This is a genomic window from Butyrivibrio sp. FCS014, assembly GCF_000526935.1.
Taxonomy (GTDB): domain Bacteria; phylum Bacillota; class Clostridia; order Lachnospirales; family Lachnospiraceae; genus Butyrivibrio.
In genome coordinates, this window is sequence record NZ_JAHA01000019.1 from 948,892 (window position 1) to 973,512 (window position 24,621).

Annotated in this window: 15 protein-coding genes and 1 tRNA gene; 4 read left to right on the forward strand and 12 right to left on the reverse strand. The window is 46.5% G+C overall.

The window, feature by feature from the left end; genetic code table 11:
• The first annotated feature begins 12 nt into the window (after window positions 1–12).
• Entirely contained in the window at window positions 13–1,551 is a 1,539-nt protein-coding gene (locus T456_RS0116985) for an alpha-amylase family glycosyl hydrolase (RefSeq protein WP_024867204.1), read from the forward strand.
• A gap of 94 nt (window positions 1,552–1,645) precedes the next feature.
• On the opposite strand, the gene glmS is transcribed toward T456_RS0116985, so the two are convergent.
• The 4 genes from glmS to nagB are packed head-to-tail and all read right to left on the reverse strand — an operon-like array spanning window position 1,646 to window position 6,350.
• Window positions 1,646–3,517: a glutamine--fructose-6-phosphate transaminase (isomerizing) gene (gene glmS / locus T456_RS0116990; protein ID WP_024867205.1), complete on the reverse strand. Its 1,872-nt coding sequence runs from the start codon at window positions 3,515–3,517 to the stop codon at window positions 1,646–1,648.
• Window positions 3,518–3,535: 18 nt separating this feature from the next.
• The gene (gene glmM, locus T456_RS0116995) at window positions 3,536–4,882 is read right to left on the reverse strand and encodes a phosphoglucosamine mutase (RefSeq protein WP_024867206.1); all 1,347 of its coding nucleotides are present in this window, start codon (window positions 4,880–4,882) and stop codon (window positions 3,536–3,538) included.
• Window positions 4,883–5,545, reverse strand: a complete 663-nt coding sequence (locus T456_RS0117000) for an acyltransferase (protein WP_024867207.1) — start codon at window positions 5,543–5,545, stop codon at window positions 4,883–4,885.
• A 1-nt stretch (window position 5,546) separates the two neighbouring features.
• Window positions 5,547–6,350, reverse strand: a complete 804-nt coding sequence (gene nagB / locus T456_RS0117005) for a glucosamine-6-phosphate deaminase (protein ID WP_024867208.1) — start codon at window positions 6,348–6,350, stop codon at window positions 5,547–5,549.
• A 115-nt stretch (window positions 6,351–6,465) separates the two neighbouring features.
• Between nagB and T456_RS0117010 the strand changes: the two genes are divergently transcribed.
• Window positions 6,466–7,455, forward strand: coding sequence for an SH3 domain-containing protein (locus T456_RS0117010; protein WP_024867209.1), 990 nt, complete (start codon window positions 6,466–6,468; stop codon window positions 7,453–7,455).
• Between the two features lie 64 nt (window positions 7,456–7,519).
• Window positions 7,520–7,592 (forward strand) — tRNA-Thr (locus T456_RS0117015).
• Window positions 7,593–7,665: 73 nt separating this feature from the next.
• On the opposite strand, the gene T456_RS0117020 is transcribed toward T456_RS0117015, so the two are convergent.
• From T456_RS0117020 to T456_RS0117040, 5 genes are all read right to left on the reverse strand, one after another.
• The gene (locus T456_RS0117020; protein WP_024867210.1) at window positions 7,666–8,181 is read right to left on the reverse strand and encodes a DUF4364 family protein; all 516 of its coding nucleotides are present in this window, start codon (window positions 8,179–8,181) and stop codon (window positions 7,666–7,668) included.
• Complete coding sequence (locus T456_RS0117025; RefSeq protein WP_024867211.1) at window positions 8,178–9,344, reverse strand: NAD(P)-dependent malic enzyme; 1,167 nt, start codon at window positions 9,342–9,344, stop codon at window positions 8,178–8,180. The genes T456_RS0117020 and T456_RS0117025 overlap by 4 nt, the downstream gene beginning before the upstream one ends.
• 97 nt (window positions 9,345–9,441) lie before the next feature.
• Entirely contained in the window at window positions 9,442–11,253 is a 1,812-nt protein-coding gene (locus T456_RS0117030) for a DUF5722 domain-containing protein (protein ID WP_024867212.1), read from the reverse strand.
• A gap of 7 nt (window positions 11,254–11,260) precedes the next feature.
• The gene (locus T456_RS0117035) at window positions 11,261–12,595 is read right to left on the reverse strand and encodes a replication-associated recombination protein A (protein WP_024867213.1); all 1,335 of its coding nucleotides are present in this window, start codon (window positions 12,593–12,595) and stop codon (window positions 11,261–11,263) included.
• An 84-nt stretch (window positions 12,596–12,679) separates the two neighbouring features.
• Window positions 12,680–13,561: a ComEC/Rec2 family competence protein gene (locus T456_RS0117040; RefSeq protein ID WP_081749138.1), complete on the reverse strand. Its 882-nt coding sequence runs from the start codon at window positions 13,559–13,561 to the stop codon at window positions 12,680–12,682.
• 117 nt (window positions 13,562–13,678) lie between these two features.
• Here T456_RS0117040 and T456_RS0117045 point away from each other — a divergent pair, with 117 nt between their 5' ends.
• Window positions 13,679–14,110: a hypothetical protein gene (locus T456_RS0117045; RefSeq protein ID WP_024867215.1), complete on the forward strand. Its 432-nt coding sequence runs from the start codon at window positions 13,679–13,681 to the stop codon at window positions 14,108–14,110.
• A 60-nt stretch (window positions 14,111–14,170) separates the two neighbouring features.
• On the opposite strand, the gene T456_RS0117050 is transcribed toward T456_RS0117045, so the two are convergent.
• From T456_RS0117050 to T456_RS21670, 3 genes are read right to left on the reverse strand one after another with little or no spacing between them, the layout of a single operon-like run.
• Complete coding sequence (locus T456_RS0117050) at window positions 14,171–15,607, reverse strand: MATE family efflux transporter (protein ID WP_024867216.1); 1,437 nt, start codon at window positions 15,605–15,607, stop codon at window positions 14,171–14,173.
• A gap of 39 nt (window positions 15,608–15,646) precedes the next feature.
• Complete coding sequence (locus T456_RS0117055) at window positions 15,647–16,804, reverse strand: YibE/F family protein (RefSeq protein WP_024867217.1); 1,158 nt, start codon at window positions 16,802–16,804, stop codon at window positions 15,647–15,649.
• On the reverse strand, window positions 16,794–24,482 hold the full coding sequence (locus tag T456_RS21670) for a CehA/McbA family metallohydrolase (RefSeq protein ID WP_024867218.1): 7,689 nt from the start codon (window positions 24,480–24,482) through the stop codon (window positions 16,794–16,796). Before T456_RS21670 ends, T456_RS0117055 begins: the two co-directional genes overlap by 11 nt.
• Between the last annotated feature and the right edge of the window lie 139 nt (window positions 24,483–24,621).

Below are 24,621 nucleotides of genomic sequence, written 5' to 3' on the forward strand. Positions count from 1 at the left end.
GAGGATAATGAAATGCCTGCGTGGTTAAAAGACGCTGTTTTTTATGAAATATATCCGCAATCCTTCAAGGATACCAACGGGGACGGTATCGGTGATCTTGAAGGGATCATTGAGAAACTGGACTATGTGACGAGCCTTGGCTGCAACGCCCTGTGGATCAATCCCTGTTTTGACTCTCCTTTCAAGGATGCGGGCTATGATGTTAGAGACTACAAGAAGGTTGCTCCAAGATATGGCACCAACGAGGATTTATACAGACTTTTTGATGAAGCCCACAAGAAGGGCATCCATGTGCTTCTTGATCTGGTTCCCGGACACACCTCCGAGGAGCATGAGTGGTTCCTTGAGAGCAAGAAGGCCGAGAGAAATGAATACTCAGACAGATATGTCTGGACAAAGTCAGCTTTTCAGGGCATCGGCGGACGCCCTTACATCGGCGGCGAAGCCGACAGAGACGGCTGCTACATGCTGAACTTCTTCAAGTGCCAGCCCGCCCTCAACTACGGTTTCCTTAAAAGAACTGAGGACTGGCAGATGGCTCCCGACGATCCCGCCTGCATCGAGACCAAAGAGGCCATGAAAGATATTATGCGCTTCTGGCTTGATAAGGGATGCGACGGCTTCAGAGTGGACATGGCCGACTCCCTGGTCAAGGAAGATGACGACAACAAGTCCGCAACAGGTGCTATCTGGAAGGATATCAGACAGATGCTTGATACCGATTATCCCGAGGCAGCCCTGATCTCTGAATGGAGCAATCCCGTTCTTGCCCTTAAGTACGGTTTCCACGCCGACTTCTATCTCGACCACCACGGCAACGGCTACAACACCCTTATCCGTGACAACGAGACCCCCGGCGGTGACCACAGCTTCCTTAAGAAGGACGGAAACGGCGATATCATCCGCTTCTTAAACGACTACCTGCCAAAGTACGACAAGACCAGGAATGACGGCTACATCAGTTTCATAACCTGCAATCACGACACTCCAAGGCCAAGGCGCACCTTAGGCTACGAGGAGCTCAAGATTGCCTACGCCCTGTTCCTCACCCTTCCCGGCGTTCCTTTCATCTACTACGGCGACGAGATAGGAATGAGATATCTTGAGGACATCCACACCAAGGAGGGAGGCTATGCAAGAACCGGAAGCAGAACTCCCATGCAGTGGGACAACAGCGCCAACAAGGGATTTTCTAATGCTCCTGCCGAGAGACTGTATCTTCCCGTTGACCCTGCCGATGACGCTCCCACAGTAGCAGACCAGGAAAAAGATCCATCATCGCTCCTTAACACAGTGAAGGCCCTTACAGCTCTTCGCCACAGCGAGCCCGGCCTTATGGCAGATGGAGATTTTGAAGTAGTCTATGCGGAGAAGGATGAATTCCCCTTCGTATTCAAGAGGGGTGATCTGATAGTAGGAGTTAATCCTTCAGAGAAGAAAGCTTCCGCCTCACTTCCAAGGAAGATGGAAAAGGCTTTTGAGATAGGAAGTGTGCAGATAAGTGATGCCTCACTGATAATGGGGCCCCAGAGCTTCTGCGTTCTTAAATGACCCCGGTAATGTAAAAAAATAAAGGACGTTTCGTCTTAGCTTTCTGCCAGGCAGAAGACGGCGAAACGTCCTTTTTGATTTGTATTTTTAGGTTTTACTCTACTGTAACACTCTTTGCCAGGTTCCTGGGCTTATCAACATCAAGACCCTTAGCAACGCTGGTGTAATATCCGAGAAGCTGAAGAGGAATGATTGCAAGGCTTCCTACGAAGTGCTCATCAACTCTGGGGATATATACGGTGAAGTCTACCTGGTCCTCTACGTTGTAATTGCCGTAGGTGGTAAGACCCATAAGGTAAGCTCCGCGGCTCTTGCACTCAGCCATGTTGGAGATGGTCTTCTCATCCAGTGAAGGCTGTGTAAGAACACCGATAACAAGGGTTCCGTCCTCGATCAGTGAGATTGTGCCGTGCTTGAGTTCTCCTGCAGCATAGGCCTCTGAATGGATGTAGCTGATCTCCTTCATCTTAAGGCTTCCCTCAAGACAGATAGCGTAATCTATACCTCTTCCGATAAAGAAGATATCATGAGCATTGGCAAACTTAGCGGAGAACCACTGGATTCTCTCCTTCTCCTCGAGGATCTTCTCGATCTTCTCGGGAATGCTCTTTATCTCTGAAATATAATAGTCAAGCTTGGTATCATCTTCAAATGTTCCCTTAACTTCAGCAAGCTTAAGTGTCAGAAGGTATCCGCAGATAAGCTGGCAGCTGTATGCCTTTGTAGTGGCAACGGAGATCTCGGGACCTGCTGCCGTGTACATTACATGGTCTGCCTCTCTTGCGATGGAGGAACCAACCACGTTTACAATGGCAAGAGTCTTAAGGCCCTGCTCCTTGGCCATACGAAGGGCTGCAAGGGAATCCGCAGTCTCACCTGACTGGGAGATAACAACTGCAAGGGCTTTCTTGTCCACAGCCATCTTGCGGTATCTGAACTCGGAAGCCAGCTCAACTCTTACAGGGATACCTGTGAGGTCCTCGATGATATACTGCATCTCTACACCCACATGCCATGCGGATCCACAAGCAACTACATAGATCTGCGATATATCTTGTGCCTCCTCATTGGTAATGCCAACTTCGGAAAGATCGATCTTGCCGTCTCTTACATACTTGCCGATAGTGTCTGCAACAACCTTGGGCTGCTCGTGGATCTCCTTCATCATGAAGTGCTCGAAGCCGCCCTTTTCAGCTGCCTCAGCAGAGAAAGTAACTGTAGTTACCTCTTTCTCCACCTCATCACCGTCAAGGTTGAAGAATGTAACCTCACCTGCTCTGATCCTAGCCATCTCCATGTTGTCGATGTAGTAAACATCTCTTGTGTACTTAAGGATGGCGGGAACATCGGAAGCTATGAAGGACTCATCTCCCGATACACCGATGATCATAGGTGACTGCTGTCTTGCAACGTAAATCTCACCGGGATAATCCTTGAACATAACTTCAAGGGCGTAGGAACCGCGAACTCTCACGAGAGTCTTTGCGATAGCATCGATGGGGCCTACCTTGTATTTCTTGTAGTAGTAATCAACAAGCTTTATCAGAACCTCTGTGTCAGTGTCTGAATAGAACTTGTAGTTGTGTCTTATGAGCTTCTCCTTGAGTTCCTGGAAGTTCTCGATGATACCGTTATGAACGCCCACAACCTCAGACTCAACATCCCCTGATCCCGAACCTGTGCAATTTCCGCTCACATGGGGATGAGCATTGATAAGACTGGGTGCACCGTGGGTAGCCCATCTTGTATGACCGATACCGCAGCATCCCGGAAGGGCTGCTCCGCCGTTTGTTTTGTTGGACAGATTAACAAGCTTACCTACAGCCTTAACCACTACGGCGTCATTTTCGCCGTCCCTTACTGCAAGTCCTGCTGAATCATATCCTCTGTACTCAAGTTTTGAAAGGCCGTCAAGCAGAATGGGTGCTGCCTGCTTGTGACCGATATATCCTACTATTCCACACATAATCTAACTCTCCAAAAATTATTCCAAATGACCTTTTTCGCGGATCACATCGATTACCTGATCCACATATTTCTCGCAAATCTCATCGCTCTCTGCTTCCACCATGACACGGATAACAGGCTCTGTACCTGATTCTCTTACAAGAATTCTTCCTGTATCTCCGAGGATCTTGGAAACCTCTTCAACTGCCTTCTGAACATCGGGGTCATTCTGAGCATCGGGTTTGCTCTTAACTCTTACGTTCTTAAGAACCTGAGGATAGAAAACAACGGGTGCTGCCAGCTCACTCATGGGTTTCTCCTTGGCCAGCATAACTTCCATCATCTTAAGACTTGTGAGAATACCGTCACCTGTGGTGGCGTACTTGGTAAAGATGATGTGTCCGGACTGCTCTCCGCCTACTCTGTGTCCGTAGGTTACCATGTTCTCGTAAACGTACTTGTCGCCTACCTTGGTCTTCTCATACTCGATACCAACCTTATCAAGAGCCTTGTAAAGTCCGAAGTTGCTCATGATGGTAGTAACAACCTTGTTGTTAACAAGGGCGCCTCTCTCCTTGAGGTAGAGACCGTAGATGTAAATGATATGATCACCGGTTACAACATTGCCCTTCTCGTCTACGCAAAGGCATCTGTCTGCATCACCGTCAAATGCAAAGCCGACATCAAGACCCTTCTCAACCACATACTTCTGAAGGTGCTCGATATGAGTTGATCCGCAGTCTGTGTTGATATTGAGTCCGTCGGGCTCATTGTTGATAACATAAGTCTTGGCACCAAGGGCATCAAATACAGCCTTGGCAATCTGCCAGGACGCACCGTTTGCACAGTCAAGACCAACCTTCTTGTCCTTGAAGCTGTACTTGGAGTTGGAAATAAGATAGCCAACATAGCGGTTTCTTCCGGCTACGTAGTCAACGGTTCTTCCGATCTCTGCCTTCTCTGCAACAGGGATATCGATCTTGCCGTCGATGTAATCCTCAACGCGAAGGATTGTCTCCTCATCCATCTTCTCACCGTTTCCGTTGAAAAGCTTGATTCCGTTGTCATAGAAAGGGTTGTGGGATGCGGAGATCATGATACCGCAGTCAAAATCATCAACTCTTGTTATATAAGCAACTGAAGGAGTTGTGGTAACGTGCATGATATAAGCATCAGCACCGCTGGCCATAAGTCCGGTACAAAGTGCATACTCGAACATGTAGCTGCTCCTTCTTGTATCTTTTCCAATTACGATTTTGGCCTTCTTGCCGTGGTTTGCACCATAGTACCAGCCAAGGTATCTTCCGATCTGTACCGCATGCTCGAAAGTCAGGTTCTTGTTAGCTTCACCTCTGAAGCCGTCTGTTCCGAAATACTTGCCCATTTATCTCTCCTCCTTATGGATGATCTCTCCGCTGTTCTTGTAAATGGAATTCTCGGGAACAACTCCTCTTACGCAGGAAGTGGGATAAACGTTGGAATTACGACCGATGACTGTTCCGGGATTGCAAACTGAATTGCATCCTACCTCAACGTGATCTCCAAGCATTGCACCGAACTTCTTCATGCCTGTCTCGATGTTCTCTGTTCCGTTGTGTACCACAACCAGCTTCTTGTCACTCTTAACATTGGAAGTGATGGAGCCGGCTCCCATGTGTGAATAATATCCAAGGATCGAATCTCCAACATAGTTGTAATGAGGAGTCTGAACGTGGTCAAACAGGATAACGTTCTTGAGCTCTACGCTGTTACCAACAACGCAGTCAGCACCTACAAGAGCCGTACCACGAATGAATGCTCCGTGGCGAACCTCGGTATTGGGGCCGATGATACAGGGCGCTCCAAGATAAGCGCTCTCAAAAACCGTAGCGGTCTTGTGAACCCATACATTCTCCTTAACCTCGGTGTAGTCATCACCAAGCTTGGGTCCCAGCTCAAGGATCAGATCCTTGATGCCCTTGAGGGCCTCCCAGGGATAGGTGAACTGACGCAGATAATCCGCAGCCAGAGTGTGGTCAAGGTCGTAAAGATCAGAAATTGTATACATATTAAAGTCTCTCTTTCTTCTCGATATCAAGGAAATATTTGTAGGTATCTACAGTAAGCTCGCCGCAGGCAGGCTCATCGCAGGCGATGATCGCGCCGTTGTGCATCTGAAGAGCACTGCAGGTCCACTTGGAACTTACGCTTCCCTCAACTGTTGCAGCAAGAGCTCTTGCCTTGTTGTGTCCGTTGATGAGAATAAGTACTTCCTTGGAATCGGTTACTGTGCCTACGCCTACTGACAGTGCCTGAGCAGGAACAGCCTCAGGGTCATTGCCGAAGAATCTGGAATTAACAATCCTTGTATCTGTAGTCAGGTCTCTTACGCCGGTGCGTGAATTAAGACTTGTAAAGGGCTCGTTGAAGGCGATATGTCCGTCAACACCGATGCCGCCCATGAACAGGTCGATGCCGCCGTATGAAGCGATCTTCTTCTCGTAATCAGCGCACTCTTTTTCCGGATCATCTGTCATGCCATTTAAGATGTTGATGTTCTCGGGTTTCATATCTACAAGGTGGTTAAAGAAGTTGTCATGCATGAAATACCAGTAGGACTGATCGTGCTCACGAGGGAGGCCAAGATACTCGTCCATATTAAATGTAACTACGTTGGCAAAAGAGATCTCTCCTGCCTTGTTCATTCTTACAAGCTCCTTGTATACGCCGATGGGGCTGGAACCTGTGGGAAGGCCGAGTACGAAGGGTCTGTCCTTCTCGGGACCTTCATTATGAGCTTTGATACGGGACTGAATATAGCCCGCTGCCCACTTGCACATTTTATCGTAATTATCCTGGATGACTACTCGCATATGTTTGTTCCTTTCTTTTATATAGGCATATTCTAAGTAATTATATGTTTTCTGTACTGACTCTGTCAAATTACGAAATTTGACATATTGTTACGACTAATGTAAAATCTGTTCGATGAAAAAAATTAACATAAATTCACGAAACTTAATATTACTTGCTGCTTTTGCGGCCGGGTTTTCCATCGTTGCCACTGCAACAGCCGTTGTGGACAGGAACGCTGAAACAGTTTCCGCGGCTCCCGCTGTGATAAACGCAATTCCGGAAAGTACTTCTTCCTATAACAATGAAGTTACAAAGGAAGTTACTGTTCCCGTGACCGCCTCCGCAGACACAGGAACAAGCGTTGTTTCTCTGGCAACAGAGACACCCGCACAGGTTTCTCCGAAGACCGTTTATTCCGTTATGGAGTATGAAACCCCTGTGACCATGTACACCAGCGATACCGTAAACGTAAGAGCCGGTGCCGGAACCGACTATGACAAGGTTGGCAAGCTCCGCTGGGGCAATCAGCTTCAGGTAACCGGTGAGACCGATAACGGCTGGTACGAGGTCATCTACGACGGCATCACCGCCTTTATCAAGGGTGACTACATGGTACCTGACCTTCCCGGAACCCCCTATGTTTTTGTTGGCGATTCCAGAACAGTTCAGATGCAGATGGCTGTAGGTTCTTCAGATAAGGCCTACATCGCTAAGATCGGTGAAGGTTACAGCTGGTTCAAGAACACCGCCCTTTCACAGATCCCTGCCTATGCCGGAAACGGATCCGTTATGATCATCAACTTCGGTGTAAACGATCTTGGAAATGTAAGCAAGTACATCAGTCTCATTAATGGCAATATTGATGCCTGGACAGAGGCCGGCATCACGGTTTACTATGCCGCAGTTACTCCTGTCGGGGACTGCACTACAGTTACCAATGCCCAGATTGAGAGCTTTAATGCCAGAATGCAGTCAGAGCTCGATCCCAGGATCAAGTGGCTGGACGGATACTCATATCTGAACCAGGCAGGCTATTCAACTGCAGACGGACTCCACTACAATCTTGATACTTACAGGAGTCTTTACTCATATTACATGTCAGTTATCAATTCAGAAATTTAATTATTGACAACCATTTATTCAAGTGGTAAGATACAATCTGTTGACTGCCCAAAAGGCATCACAAGCTGTTGTAGCACAGTCGGTAGTGCGTCGCATTGGTAGTGCGGAGGTCACGAGTTCGATTCTCGTCAGCAGCTTTTCCCCTAGTAAAAAAAGCCGACGTCCAGGCTGCTGGATGCGGGCTTTTTTGAATTAATGAGATATTTCTTTTTACATCAGCTCTTTTACCAGATAGCTGTAAATCTCCTGGTTGCGATTCTGCCATTTATCCAGAATGCTCTGAGCCGTTTCCTCAGTAGGGACAGACATTGTAAGATCCATAAGAACCTGATTTCCGTCTGTGGCTATCATTCTGACCTCATAGTCATTGTCAGCCACTTTCCTGTAATCCCCCTTGATGGAAGTTTCATTTATGAGCTTCATATTGTTGGCTTTAAGGTACTCATCGATCTGATCGCGAACGGCGGGGTTTACTCTGTTGCCGAAAAACTCCAGAGTCTTGGCCCCGTCCTCGGTCAGCTCAAGATAAGTCCTGTTGGCCATGGTCTTCTCCGTGATAAGTCCGGAGGAAGCCAGCTCACTGAATACTTCCTGAAGTGTAAGGAAGTTCGTATACTCTTTTTCCAGAATAAAATCGTAGATCTGTGACTTGCTAAGGGGCATCTGGCAGCGCTTTAGCATGTACAGCACTATCATCTTGTACAGTGTCAGATATGTTGAACTCAATTGTTTCTCCCATCAACTACGTGAGCCTTGACCGCTGCGCTGATAACGTCGGCAACTCTGGGATCAAAGGCTGCAGGTAAGATATTTACATCACTAAGCTCTTCTTCAGGAACAAGACCTGCAAGAGCCTCGGCTGCTGCCAGCTTCATCTCGTTGGTGATCTGTCTTGCCCTTGCTTCAAGAGCTCCTCTGAAAATTCCGGGGAATACCAGAACATTGTTGACCTGATTGGGGAAATCGCTCCTTCCGGTTCCGATTACCCTTACGCCTGCTTCCTTTGCAAGATCAGGCATGATCTCGGGAACGGGATTTGCCATGGCGAACATGATCGCATCAGTGTTCATGGAAGCCGCCATTTCTTTTGACACGATTCCCGGAGCTGAAACTCCAACGAAGATGTCGGCTCCTTTGAGAGCGTCCGCAAGGCTGCCGGAGAGGTTCTCCGGGTTTGTTACGTCCATCATCTTCTTCTGCATCCAGTTGAGGCCTTCGGTATCCTTATTCAGGATTCCAACCTTGTCGCAGAGGGTAACGTTCTTGAAGCCGTAGCTAAGAAGCAGTCTTGTGATGGCGATTCCGGCGCTTCCCGCACCGTTTACGATGACTTTGCAGCTCTCCTTGGACTTACCAACAACCTTAAGGCCGTTGATGATGCCCGCAAGAACCACGATTGCTGTACCGTGCTGGTCGTCGTGGAATACGGGGATATCCAGGATCTCTTTTAACCGCTCTTCTATCTCAAAACATCTGGGGGCTGAAATGTCCTCCAGATTGATGCCGCCAAAGCCCGGTGCCAGGTAAGTCACAGCTTTTATGATCTCCTCGGTGTCCTGGGTGTCAAGGCAGATGGGCACTGCATTTACTCCACCGAATTCCTTGAAAAGAACTGCCTTTCCTTCCATAACAGGCATTGCTGCGTAGGGTCCGATGTTACCAAGCCCGAGAACTGCGCTTCCGTCTGAAACAACGGCAATGGTGTTGGATTTGAAGGTGTACTTGTAGGCAAGCTCCTTATCCTCGGCAATGAGTTTGCAGGGCTCCGCAACTCCGGGTGTGTAGGCAATTGCCAGGTCTTCACGGCTCTTTACCTCGGCCTTGGATCTGATCTCCAGCTTGCCGTTCCACTCCTCGTGCATCTTAAGGGCTTTTTCAGCGTTTGTCATTTTTGGTTTCCCCTTTCCTGGTCCTAAGGTGGTACCGCTTGCGGTGGATTCCTTAGGACGGTTCACAGTTTTTATAATTCACTTTACACTGCCCGTTTTAGAAGGTCGTTCCTACTATATTATAGGCAAAAGAAATAACTTCGCTACGTTTATCTGTGTCGATGTATTTAAATACGTTGTATGAATGCTTCTTCTGTCCGCCGGTGGTCTGAAGTCCAAGGGCCAGTCCAAGGGCTGCGATCTCATCTCCCGCATCGGTCTGCCTTGAAAGCATCAGAGCGTCAATGTTGCCGTTTTTCTCCATCTTAACGTAGGCATAGGCAATGGCCGCCGCCTGAAGTGCTTCGCCGGAAGTGGAGGAATATCCGATCTCACTAAGGATGATGGATCTTCTTTTTCCTTCTGCGGTAAGCATCGCCGGCTCATGCATATAGTTTGTCAAAACCTCAATGTTGTCCATGGTGATGATGGGCGTTGAGTAGGTGTGATTGACATTCTTGGAGGCCTTCCAGAAAGCGGTATTACCGTTGGGGAAGGAATAGGGATGGGCCGCCAGTCCCCAGTTTATGTCGCCATAATCCTTAAGGGAAGATGCGAAAATATCAAGCACATCCTTGGCGTCATAATCACCGGTCTTCTCTGTATTATAGGTCCAGCGCTGGTCGATGGGAATGTAGACCTTGGCTGCTGAATTCTGGGATTTAATGGCATTGTAGAACACCCTGAAAGCCCTGGTATAAGCGGCGGTGTAAGTGCCCACGTCGGTCTTTGCCATGTAGTTGTATTCCTTGCGGGCATTGACCTCGTTGGCAATGACCCACATGCTGACATTGCCGTGGCCGGAGCCTGAATATCTGTTAGCAAGGAAGCTTCCAACTGCTGCCAGAGCCTTAACACCGGCTTCGTTGGTGGCATTGAACATATAGTAGGGAGCCGTTGAGCCGCCTCTTGCATCGGGATGGGTTATCTCCGGGAAAGCTCCCACGCTGGCGTCATTAAGGATAATGGCCGCCACATCGATCCCCATGCTGTTAAGCCTCTTATAGAGAGTATCGTAGTTGTTGATGATTCCTGCATTGAAGTGATATGTCACTCCGCCGTAGGTATAAGCAATGCCGCCTGAGGTTGTAAGAATATGGCTCAGAGGCATGTTGTAAGTACAATAGTTAACTCCAAGATCAGGAAGTTCTCCAATCCTCAAAGGATCAGGAAGAATGCCCTTGATGGAACTGTGGCTCATACCTCCGTAGCTGTATCCCGCACAGGCCCCGGGGTTTGTGATGTACTTGGCGTGGCTTATGCTGACAAACTGATCGTTCTCCTTGACCGCCACCTGGAACTTGGAAAAGAGCCTTGAATTAGCCGCTCCCTTATTGAGATCGACTTTAAAAGAGGTATCATCGCTCTTGTAGACCTTGGCAATGGGCTCTTTGCCATCGGCGATCCCGTCCTCATAGGTTGCTTCCTCAAAGAGGTAATAGTACTTGTCATCACTCTTCGGGATTCCCTCTGACTTTACCGAGATCTCAACCTTGCCGGAATCCACTATAAGGCAGTTATCTATTGTTGCAAACTCAGCCCTGTTGTCGGCTGTCATCTCCACAGTGGCAGGCCTTGCCGCCAGGGCATCTGAGACAGTCTTACCGCCGTCAACAATGCTGTTTATGGTGTTGACGTTGATGTACTCTGAATTCTTTTCCTCTTCGACTTCCAGGGAAGCTTCAAAAATGGCTTCATCTATATCGGCTGTCACCACTTCGTCATTGTTTCTTCCGGTGATGATCATCCAGACTATGAGGGCTGCCACAAGCAGCGTTGCGCTTACTGCGGCTACACCCGAAAGCATCACTATTCTTCTGTTTCGACGGGCTTTCTTACCCGTATGCATCTTACGATAGTTCTTTTTCATTAAATCCTCATGTATCCTTCTGGTCGCGGGTCTTAAGGCGTCTCATGTGGTCCTTTATCTTCAGTTCGTACCCGTTTCCTGTGGGGCTGTAGAACTCCTTGCCGTTAAGCTCGTATGGCACATACTGCTGCTCCACATAGTGGTCAGGGTAGTCATGGGCATACTTATAACCGATGCCATGGCCGAGCTTGGCCGCAGACTTGTAATGGGCATCCTGAAGGTGCGGCGGAATGGGAAGATTCCCGGTCTGTCTCACCGTGGACAAAGCTTCATCTATGGCGAGATACGCCGCGTTGCTCTTGGGTGCCGTAGCGATATAGGTGACCGCCTGAGCCAGAGTAATCCTGGCTTCCGGCATACCCAGCCGCTCCACAGCCAGTGAAGCAGCCACAGCCACCTGAAGTGCCTGGGGATCTGCATTACCAACGTCCTCCGAAGCACAGATCATCATTCTTCTTGCAATGAACTTGGGATCCTCTCCCGCATTGAGCATTCTTGCCAGATAATAGACCGCAGCATCCGGGTCAGAGCCTCTCATGCTCTTGATAAAAGCAGAGATGGTATCGTAGTGGTTGTCCCCATCCTTGTCGTAGCGGGCAACCTTCTTCTGGATGCATTCCTCCGCTACTTCTTTAGTGATATGGATAAGACCGTCCTCGCTCCTCTGAGTAGTCATGATTCCAAGCTCAATGGCGTTCAGGGCATGCCTTGCATCCCCGTCTGCCAGGTCAGCAAGAAACTCCTCCGCGTCGGGCTCAAGGACTGCTTTGTAGGCTCCCATGCCCCTCTCGGTGTCATTTACTGCTCTCTCAAGAAGCACCTTAATGTCATCAACGGTCAGCGGCTTAAGCTCAAATATCACTGATCTTGAAATAAGAGCCCCGTTTACCTCAAAGTACGGATTCTCGGTGGTGGCACCTATAAGCACCACGGTCCCATCCTCCACAAAAGGAAGCAGATAGTCCTGCTGTCCCTTATTGAACCTGTGTATCTCGTCGATGAAAAGGATCGTCTTCTTGCCGTACATGCCAAGATTATCCTTGGCTTTGGACACCACTTCCTCCATATCCTTCTTGCCGGAGGTTGTGGCATTAAGCTGCATGAACTCCGCCTTTGTGGTGTTGGCAATGACCTTTGCAAGGGTGGTCTTGCCGGTTCCGGGCGGTCCGTACAGGATGATTGAGCTTATCTTATCAGCGGAAATTGCACGATAAAGAAGCTTGTCTTTACCAATGATGTGCTGCTGTCCCACAACCTCATCGAGGGTCCTGGGGCGCATCCTGGCGGCAAGCGGAGATTCCTTCTCTTTATTGTTTTCACGCATATACTCAAATAAGTCCATAACACTACAAGTTTACTATTATTAGGTAGAAATTGGAAGTAAAAAAACTTTTTATGCTATGGGCGCAGGTGGGGCGCGTTTTAATTATTGAGTCACAGCAATTCCGGCACTATCCATCACTATAGTCACATTGCCGTCCCTGGTGAGATAAGTCTTAACACCGCGCGATTCAAGCATGTCCAATACCTCCTGATCCTCCGGCTCAGAACCACTGCTGGTGATAATGGCGTAATCCGGATTGATGTAGTCGATCAGCTTTTCGGTATTTGCATCAATCCGCCCGTGGTGGGGAATCTTGAGAACAGTGGATTCCAGCCCTGTGGTTTCAAGAAGTTCGCTTATCCTCTCGCTTTCAGCATCTCCCGCAAAGAGCATGGAGTTCTCTCCGGCAGTCACCCTCACAACCAAAGAAGAATTGTTGCTCTCACTGTCAGCGTAGCTTGTCTTCTGCGGAGGATAAATGGTGTAGGTTACATTGTCTGCCTCAAAAGAAATCAGTTCCGTTACCGTGCTCTCAGAAAGCCCCTTGGATTCCAGCGCAGCAATATACTCTGTGATATCATCGGATTCCTTTGAATGGTAGGTTGTATAAACCTTCCCCACTTCAAATTCACTGATGATATGATCTGCGCCGCCCACATGATCCTTGTCATAGTGGGTGATAATAAGCTCATCAACCCTTGTGACTCCCTGGCTTTTCAGGAATTCCACCAGCTTGTCGGCTTTGCTTTCAAGGCCTGTATCTATGACAACTACATGATTTTCAGACAGCAGGACAAAAGAGTCTGCTGCTCCGCCCTTGAGCGCTGTGATGATGAGGGAAGAATCCTCAGCAATTGATTCTGCCGTGCTCACAGCTGCCTCTGCCTCAGTCTCCGGCACTTCCTGCCGACCACATCCGCCAAGCACCGGAATCATCACGAGCATCATCATCAGTATTCCTATAATAAATTGTTTACTTCTCATTTTGACATATCCTTTTTACTGCCATATAATGCATTTTGTCTTTGGGTTTCTATAGGAACAGTATATATCCTCAACCTAAAAGAAACTTTAAGAAAACATGAAAGGATCAAAAAAGACATGAAAGCACTTAAGTCATTTATGATAACTCTGATCATCGTTTTGGTGATCGGATGCATTTTTATAGTAGCAAGAGGCTCAATAATGAAGTCAATCTCCAAGGACGTGGAGTCAGCAGCTTCCCGCGAAGAGAGCAGCTCAAGCAAAGCCAATCCCGTCACCAAGGCCATTGTCAGCAAGACTCTTGATACCTACATTGAGAACACCTCCAATGATAAGGTAAAAGAGATTGCGGAATCCATGACAGAAGAGGATAAAGACACAGTTACCGAGATAATCGCCAACAACGTAAACGTCGAGGACATTCCCGAAGTCCAGTCCTACATCTCAAGCGGGGATACTCAGGGGATGCTTGAATATGCTCAGGACAACCTCTCCGATGAGGAGGTTGAGCAATTAAAGGACATAATGTCCAAGTATGTTACTCCATGATCATACATATATGACTAGCAATAAAGCCGCCACAGACTGACACTGTGACGGCTCTTTTTATTAATTCTTTACGATATTTCTGACCCATACTCCGCTTCTTACAAGGCAGAATCCGATGATGTCCTTACCAATCTCCACCAGGTTAACGATGATGAATACGTTGATGGCAGGCAGAGCTGTGAATCTGCTGAGTACATACGCTGTCGGCACCGAGATCACCCAGGCGTAACAGCTGTCGAAAACGAAAGTGATGGCTGTTTTTCCGCCGGAGCGCATGGTGAAGTATGACACGTTTGCAAATGCGTGAATAGGCATCATGCAAGCTACCACCAGAATAAACTGCATTGCCAGATGCTTGATGTCCGGTTCTACATTATAAATGCGGGGAATAAGCGGTGCTGCTATAGCAAGCAGAGCGCCCATTACAAAGGTGCTGCCCACGGAAAGTGCGGCCATTCTCCATGCCGTCCTTCTGGCATTCACCAGCCTGTCTGCGCCAAGCTCCTGTCCTACAACGATTCCCGCAGAGTTACCCAGGGATAAAAAGACTTCGTTGAAGATCTGGGATATGGTTCCGCTGATGTTTATGGCAGCGATAACGGCAATCCCTCTAAGGGAGTAGGCCTGCATCAAAGTTGCCTGTCCAAGACTCCATAAAAACTCGTTCATCAAAAGAGGCAGAGACCTTGAGAGTATCGGCCATATAAGGCCCACAGGAATCTTAAATCCGTGATAAAGCCCTTTGAAGAACTTGTACTTCGACCCTTTTCTGTGAGCTCCAACTATCACAATAAAGAGCTCCGTGAATCTTGAAATAACCGTCGCAATGGCTGCGCCCAGAACACCCATCTTTGGGAAAAAGAAAAGTCCGAAGATCAAAAGGGCATTGAAAACGAAATTCACAAGCATGGCCACCATACTGGCAATCATGGGAAGTGTGGTCTTGCCCGACTCTCTCATGGCGCTGGCGTAAACCTGAGTAATGCTAAAGCCTACCAGTCCCACCAGCATGATATTAAGGTAGGACACCGCGTAGCCCATTGTCGCTGCAGCATCGGCAGGTGATGTTTCTTTTGCAATATAAAGGGATATCAGGTCGGGGCCGAAGTTGAACAGGATAAACAGCGCTGCTGTCAATATCACCACAGCTGTTATCAGCTTGAAACGAATCGAGTAGCGTACTCCGTCCATATCGCCCTTGCCGAAAAACTGGGTGCTGAAGATGCCCGCTCCCGCAAGAGAACCCCATATGCAAAGATAAAAAATGAAGAGCAGCTGGTTTACGATAGCCACAGCGGACATGGGAAGGGTTCCCACCTGTCCGACCATGACATTATCAAGCAGACCCACGATATTGCTCAAAGTGTTCTGAACAATCATCGGGACCACAACCATAGCCACTCTTCTGTAAAAGGCAGCGTCTCCGAAAAGACACTCCTTTAGTGTGAATCTGTATTTAATTGCTTCTTCTCTGTTTCCCGTCTCAAAAGTCGTCATTAGACAATCATAGCATAAGTTTCCACTTATAGCTACGTGTCAGGACTTTTTTGAAGTATAAAGAAGCGCCGCAAAGGCCGATACACAGGGTACAGCGCATATGATTCCAACGCTGCCTGCTACGGCACGGATAATTTCGATAGCAACGAAATCCGTGCAAAGAAGCTGACGCCAGCCGACTCCGTATGAATAGATCAGGACGCACATATTCAGCGCACTTCCCACATAAGCAAGAACCAGTGTGTTGGCCATAGTTCCCATGGCGTCTCTTCCGATGTTGAGGCCGGACTTTATAAGGCCCTTCACATCCTTGGAAGGATCAGCGATGTGGACTTCTTCAAGGGCGGATGAGATGGACATTGTGATATCCATAACCGCACCCATGGCTGCGATCAGTATTCCGCTGGTAAAAAGACCTCTCATCTTAAGGTTGGATGTGCTCTTAAGAAGGAGAAGTGCTTCCGCTTCATCCATCTGGAAAGTAGTGATACCGCCGATATTTGCCGCTATCTGACCAAGAAGCGCTGCGATAAGAACACCGCTCATGCACCCCAGGGCTGCCGCCACAGTCTTTTTACTGATTCCTCCTATTAAGTAGAAACATACTGCGCTGGTCACAAGAATGATGGCGCAGGTAAGAGGAATTGCGGGAACGCCCTTGATGGTCAGGGGGAGAAGTATCCCGAACATGCAGATGATGGTGTATAAAAGACCAACAAATGCCTTTATTCCCTGCACTCCGCCTATGATGGCAAGGCTCAGGAAAAATACCAGGACAAGTCCGATGAGAAGAGGTACTCTGTTGTAGTTATACACGCTGCAGCTGTAGACGTTTTCTCCGGTGGTGTCTATTCTTACGCAGACTGTATCGCCTTCTTTGACTACTACGTTATAAAGGGAGCTGAAATAGTTGGTAACAAAGCATACATCTCCCTTGTACCTTCCGGTGAGGATCTTCACCTTCAATTCCATGCTCCCTTTAAGGACACCCTCGGTTTTCTCGTCGATGACAGAGTTATCCTCTGTCACCGCGAGAACCTTTGCATTCTCATACTCCACTCCGGTATCGGAAGTGGTGGTATAGCGGGGTCTGTCCCTGTTTACCAGGAACAGCACCCCGATCATTACCAGTGAAAAAACAATTACTACAAGGGTGTTAATGATTATTCTTTTTTTGTCAAAACTCTTATTTAACATTTCTAAATCTCAAGAATCTGAATACACCAAATCCTGCTGCGGCAATGGCTGCAAGGATAAGTATAACAACTGCTGCTACAGGCAGGCCCTTGCTCTCAGGCTTATCTGTGGTAGGTGTCTCCTGATCTTCGATATTTGCATTCTCAGAAGTAGTGTCACCTGACTCTGTTACTGCTTCCTCGGTTGTAGCCTCTGAAGCTGCATCAGGGTTCTCTGCAAGAGGTGTCTCACCTTCTTCGATGGTTGTTGCCTCAGGAGTTGTTGTCTCTGTGGTGTTGCCTGTTGTGGTACCTGCATTATTGCCTGTTGTTGTACCGGTTGTTGTTCCTGCAGTGTTACCTGTTGTGTTTCCTGTGGTTGTTCCGGTTGTTGTTCCGGTTGCAGTGCCTGCGTTTGTGCTTGTACCTGTTGTGCTGCCGGTTGTTGTGCCGGTTGCAGTACCTGCGTTTGCGCCTGTACCTGTTGTGCTGCCGGTTGTTGTGCCAGCATTTGAACCGGTGTTAGAACCTGTGTTGCTGCCGGTTGAACCTGAGCTGCTTCCGCTGCCGGTTGAGCCACTGCCTGAACCGCTTCCTGTGCTGCCTGAACCTGAACCGCTTCCGCTACCTGAGCCTGAGCCACTGCCACTGCCGGTGCCTGTGCCGCTGCCTGATCCTGTTCCGGGATTAGGTGTAATAGGCTCATCCTCAGTCTTGATAGTGTATACGAATCTGGCTGTATCACTATCAGCATAACCCTCTGCTGTCGCATATGCCAGAATGGTCATATTCTCTGATACAGTAATTTCTTCGGTATACTTTGTATACTCACCACCGTTGATGCTATACATTATCACAGCACCTTCGGTATCGCAAAGAAGAGTGATCTTAGTATTCTTCTCAGTTCCATTAGATGTAGGTGCAGGAGTTACTCCAACATCAGAGCACTTCTGTACTGTATACTTGTACTCTGAAGTCTTGCTGTTTCTGTATCCCTTTGCCTCAGCATATGCCTTAATTGTCATATCCTTTGATACAACAATGGGATTAGTGTATTCAACAAACTCATCGCCATTTACGCTGTAGAAGATCTTAGCTCCTCTTGTCTCACATGAAAGAGCAACCTTTGCATTCTTCTCAACCACACCGGTCTCAAGTGATGCTGTAACAGGAGCACACTTAGGTGTAGTCTGTTCTCCAACTGTGATCTCAATCTCATCGCAGTTTCTTACACGGAATACGGGAACATTCTCATCAGCAGATCCTTCAGGATGCATATAGAGAACGCCGACTGCAGTTGCTGAAACATTCTCAAGAAGATCTCCGTCTTCGTCCGCCATTACACTTGCAAGCTCATTCTTACCTGTTGTTGCAGAATAAATATATCCGTCAATGAAGATTGCTGCTTCTTTTCCGGTATCATCTGCAATCCAGAACTCAGAAAGCTTACCGTTCTTAATCTCAAGTCTTGTAACCTTACCGGATGTCTTAAGGAGTGATCCACCAAGATTTTCATAATCCATAGCATCCTTAGTAGATACAACCTTGGGCTCGATAACTTTGTGCTCATCGTTCAGCACAGTTGCCTTCAGGACTTTAAGCTCCAGGTCACCCTGGTAAGATGCAACATAGCCAAGGATTCTTACCTTTGTGCCGATAGCAAGACCCTCTTCCGCATAAGGGAAGATATCAATTCCGGCTGTCTCATCCTGAATGTAGATAGTATCAAAGAACTTATTGTTCTTGTTATCTGTTCCTACTGTTACATATCCTTCTACTGCAAATACATCACCGGTCTTGCCCTTACGAGCCTCTGCAATAGTTGAAACCTCAACTTCTTTCGCATTCTTTGCGATGAGGTTATTTGCAATTGTGTAGTTCACAAAAGGAAGTGAATCGTTATTATCAAGTTCTGCCTTAACCTCGAAGTCTGATAAGAACACGCCACCTGCAACAATTATCTCTCCACCTGCTTTTGTCTTCTGACGAGCAAGGAATGTTACGTCGCCTTCGTTATCGTTCTTCTTGCCTTTCACACCATTTTCCAGAACATCATCTTTTCCGTAACCTTTTCCGGAAGCATCCTTACAATCTACGGAATATGTTGTGTCAAAGCCTCTAACCAGCCATTCAGCTGCGCTAACAAAATCTGTAGCTTTAGCATTTGAAATGTCTACAGAACATCCTGAGTACTGGCTATACTTCTGGCCAGACTTAAATCCTGCAAGAAGGTCAGCCTCTGTATTAACGTTAGTAGGATACAATCTGTAAACCGAGCCGCCGTTATTCTTGTCATCGCAAACCTCATCAGAGCCCATACGGATTGTAGCTCCGATTGCCTCAAGAAGCTTATTCTGCTCTGTTGCAGTCTGTCCATCAGTGGTATCCGAGTAATCAGCAAGTCCGCAAACAATCACTGATCCACCGTTTGCTACATAATCCTTGACCAATGCAAGGAACTTATCACTGTAATGAGAAGGTTCATAGCTTACGCCATTAGCAGTTCCCGTTTTCTTGGCAGGAGCTGAAACAATCAGGAACTGCGCATTCTTAAGAGTATCCTCTGTGAACTCCTCAGTCACGACAGTTGCTCTGAGGCTGTTCTCAGCGCAGATCTTTATAAAGTTACCCATGTTGTTAGCATAATAGCCGGTCACATAATCATTTCCATGGCTTCCATCGATAACAACTTCGCCTACCATCTCGGATGTAACATAATTCTTTGTCAGCTTACCGATATACTTTCTTTCAACACCGCCAAGATCACATGTTGCGTTAACTGTATAAATAGCATTTCCGGCGCCATTATATGTATATCTGTATGTCAGAGTAGCTGTACTATTCTTGCCGATTTCAGCAACAGATTTAATATCATCTCCTGAAAGCTCAGCGATTGGTGTCTCTTTACCCTCAGCATCAGTTACTGTAATAGCTACTGTATTAACCTTAAGAGGAGTCTTCTCGTTGTTATAGAACTCAACATTGATATCAATTTCCTCGCCTCTTACAGCAAGAGTAGTGCTTGTTGTTACGCTGTTGATTCCACACGCCTCAACATCACCTACCCATACAGGAGCAGTCACAGCGATATCGCCGTCCTTCTGAATAACCTTAATGTAGTAATAAGAGTACTGTGGCGCAATATCAAATTCTACTGTGCCATCATTTGTGGACATTGTATCCTCAGCTGCAACAAGACCACCATTTACTATTACCTGAACAGTACCAACTGAGTCATCGGTCTTGTCACTGGCCTCTACAACAATATGTGCATTGTTTTCAACGGCACTTCTGCCAAGTTCTGATCCAACAATACTGCCGTTTAGTGTGTAATAGATTCTAAGGTCGTTATCCTCAGTAGCATACATACGATGATTTCTCATCGCATCATAAATATCAAGCTCTGTGTTCTCATCAGCAAGTACTACAGTTCTTGCTGTGTTGGCATCTCCCCAAAGGCCCTTGTGGTTATCCTGGTTATTTGTGGGAGCTACGTGCCATCCCTTATCAAGAGCTCTTGTGTAGTACTCATATGAAGGGAAGTATCCTGATGATCCGATAGCTCCCTCACCATTACCAACCTCAATCAGGTTGATCAGTTTGTCGTTATCCTCTGTATAGTATGCAAAATCCTGGAAATCACCGAAGGTTGTTCCGGGATGGTTGAACATACTGATTGAATCAGGCTCTTTGTTAAGAGCTGCATAGTAGGCCTGAAGTGCTGTTGAATATGTTGAATACGCATCCTGGGTTCTGCTCTGGAATCCAGGTGTATTATAGGTATTCATATGTCCCAGTCCATTTGACCAGGTCATCTCATATCCGTACAGACATGTAAAGTCCTGACCATTGTCCTTCTTTCCTGTGTACTTCTTCGCAAGTTCATGACCGGTCGTCCATTCACCCGGCATGTTTGTTGAAATATCTGATTCTTTCTCATTATCAAGTGAATTTGAATGGTCTGTTACTGCAAGGAAATCGAGGTTTGCAACAGTACGGGCATGCTGGAAAGCCTCCTCACAAGTACCTGCTCCGTCGGAGAACTCGGTATGTGAATGAATTTGTCCAAAGTAAATATCATACTTGTCCTTAAGTCTTGCCTTATAGTTCAGTGTTCTTATAGCACTGGCAAGGCATCCCTCCTTTTCAGCCTTTGCAGCGATAACACAAGGAAGTTCTTTAGGGATAAAAGGCTCTGTGTACTCTATCCACTCATACTCAGCAGAGGTATCCAATTCATCCTCACCTGAGTACTCCTCTTCCTCATCTTCTGACGGCTCGGTTGAAGGAGCGGGGGTTTCTGTAGAAGTCTCTTTTACATAAGCATAATAAATCTTGGCACCCTCAGTCTTGGTCTCAAGCTTGATAGCCTGGGTTGAAGTGATTGCTCCACCATTAGGATCAGCAATTACATTTGAAACCCTAGCCTGAGTATAGCGATACTTGGTTGTGATACTCTTCTCAAGGCCATCCTTAGTAGCATAAACTCTCAAAAGAGCAGGAAGCTTCTCAAGAACAGGTTTGTTCTCAGGATCATAATCACTGAAGTTAATGCCATCAAATGAATAGTGAATTGTAGCACCTTCAGTTGCTGACTCCAGTGTAAGTTTAGCTCCAAGGTCAGCCTCACCTGCATCGGGGGTTGCCTTAACGTATCCACAAAGGTTACTCATTACAACAGGGTGAGCGGTAACTACTACAGAATCTATACGAGATGTTCCGGAAGCTTTAACAAGCTTCTGACCATCGCTGTCTTTCTTTACTGATTCTGTTCCCGGTACAAGTCTAATATACAGCCACTCGCTGTTATCAGCCTCTGAAGGAATATCAAAGGTAAAACTTGTAAACTGGCTACTATAAGAAGCCTGGCTTACGTTTGCGATACCGTCAGTTATTGGAGCATCTGTCTTGGTCGCTGAGCCTTTCTGAACTCCGCCGGTACCATAAATTGTGTAACTATATGAATATGTACCTGTTGTAAAGTTGCTAAATGTCTTTCCATCAGCAGAATACTGAAGCTGGTACTTCGCTGCACCTGTTCCGCTGGATTTAAGTCTGAAAGAAATCTTACCTTTTCCATATCCGCCATAGTGCATCTTGAACTGAAGGAAATCATTATCGCCTGATCCTACGCCTTTACCACCCATGCAGTAATTGGTAGAACCTGTTTTACCCTTTGAAGTAAGGTAAGGTTGAGTTTTCTCTCCGTCAACAACAGCGATGAAAGTAGCGTCCTTATCAAGCATATCGTTGGTATCTATAAAGTCACCAAAAATTGTCTCACTATGCTCATCTTCATTATAAATAGCGTTTCCGCCCCATGAAGCAACACTGAGCTCTGTGTCCATATCTACAGTATTGGCACTTGTCTCAGGCTTCTCGGTATTGAAGAATCTAACGATGAACTGCGGATCACCCTTTGAGAGGTTGAACATTGAGAAATTCTTCTTGCTTGCATAATACTCGAGGTAATTCTTTGTTGTAAGTCCGCAATTCTTAAGGTAGAAACCTGCAGCATTCTCGACTTTCTCGAGAGTCCAGTATGACATGTCATTCTTTGTTTCAACAAAAGTCACTCCGGTTGAAGCTGCGCTAAAATACTTGTTTGTATCAAGATCCTTGAAAGCATATGCTTTCTTTTCCTCAGAATACTCAACTCCTAAAACCGCAGCACCTGAAGGAACTTTAAGATTTCCATCTTCGCCGATTTTAGCTTCAACACCTTTAAGGTAGTTTGTGCTCACAACTTCTGAAGTAAGAACATTATCATGGCAGAAAAGTGCTACAATATCGCCATCCTTAAGCTCTTTGTCCTCATTCGTCTCACCTGTAGGTGCAGCCTCTGCCTCGGCAGTATAAAAGCTTACTGCATAAATGCTTCCGCCATATGAAAGCTTATAAGGCTTAAATGCTCCGCTAAAAAACTCGACAAATACAGGATTGCCATCTATATCAACGGCATTCTTGTTTCCAAGATAAACATTACCGTCATTCTTGGAAGTGTCAAAATACCACTTTGCGCTTTCTGTAATTGTGTCGTCAAAAGTCATAACATTTGTTACAGTTTTGGTGCCATCTTCTTTAGTTCCATAGGTTGTTACAACAGAAAGATACTTCTCTTTCCCTTCATCATTTGTGAACTTGAAGGTAACATAGTCATCTGTCTTTACAAAGCTAAGAACAGCTGCGCCTTCTCCGGAAAGTGTTCCATCCTCAGCTACTGTTGTATCAACGCCGCCAAAGGTTGCTGTCATAGCCTTGTTATCAATAACCATGATAACTGAATCGCCATCTTTAAGATCAGTATAATTAACCCGGTTTGTTATTTCAGGCTCAACAACCTCTTTTATTTCAGGCATTGTATAAAAATCGAAAGTATAAATACTCTTATTCTTTTCTTTATAATCATATGCAGAGAACGCTGACCCATTCGCATAGTATTGAAGAGACTTTTTACCATTTACACTGTTGAGACGGAAACCACCATCTTCAACAATTTCCCATACTGCGTTGTCATCAGCCTTATCTGTAAAAGTAAGATTCTTACCGCTTACAGTAAGATACTTGTTATCTTCTGTCTTAATATTGTAGTTATCTGAACCCTCAACTTTAACAAGAGACAAAAGAGCAATTGAGTCAACGAGCTTACCGTTAACTCTCTCATTTCTCTCTAAAGAGATATGACCATTACTAATATTTGCCTCAACAGCCATCAGATTGTTGCCGCTAACTGTTGATGTCATAACAGCTTTGCTGCTATAAACAATAACAAAAGGAGTACCATTCTCAATCTGAGAAAGCTTCTGAACCTTTGATGCTGCTCCAAGCTCTCCTACAGGCTCCTCGGTCTCACCTGTCTTCACAGTATATTTAAAGGAAACCTTCTCACTGTCATCAAATCCTTCTAAAGAAGCATATGCGGTAACAGTTGTATCCTCAGTAACCTTGATCTCAGTCTCCTCTGTATACTCAGAGAATCCGTCTCCGCCAAGGTTATAGTAAATTGTTGCGCCTTCTGTAGCGCATGAAAGAGTAACAACAGTATCCTTCTCAACTTCTCCAGCTACAGGATCAGCAACAACTGCAGCACACTGTTCCTTCTCAGGATCAACGGGTTCATTCTCTCCGCCTTCTGAATCACCTTCAGACTTGGTACCAGTAATAACAATGTTGTTAATGGATGAAGTACCGCCGTCCTTGACAGTTTCGCCCTTTACGCTTTCATCGCCATTCTGTGCAATGATAACTTCTGTTGCACCGTCAATAAGACTGAATGATCGATTTGCAGAGCTAGTGGACAGTTTATCAATCGACACACTCTCACTGGCATTTCCGTCTCCGTCCTTACTTACAACAGTAAAGTTAGCAGGACCGGTACTGGATGATCTCATCTTGCAGCTAAATGTAAGTCCGGTATAACCACTACCATCAAAAGTAATGTGCCACTCACCGGAAGCCCACTTTTCCGCATTGAAACCATTTCCGCCACTGGCTGCCATCGAAGCGTTTTCGACGCTGATAGACAAGCCATCGATGTTCTCGGTGTATCCGTTAGTTTTATCACCGGTAACATTGGCCGTAGCGATAGTTACTACGTTTTCTTCTGCCCTGACATTAAAAGAAGCATTCCCGAATGCTGTAGAAAAAACAATCAGAAATGCCGTCATCAAGGCAAAAACTCTCCTTGTTGCACGTTTCATAACATTTTTCTCCCTTCACATTTCCCATACTGCGCCTTCTCCCAAAAGGGCAGTGACAAAGCTAATTTTAACTAAATTTCGTACGCCATGTCAATAGGAAACTGGGATTATGTTTCACACTCTCAAGCCTGTATTTATC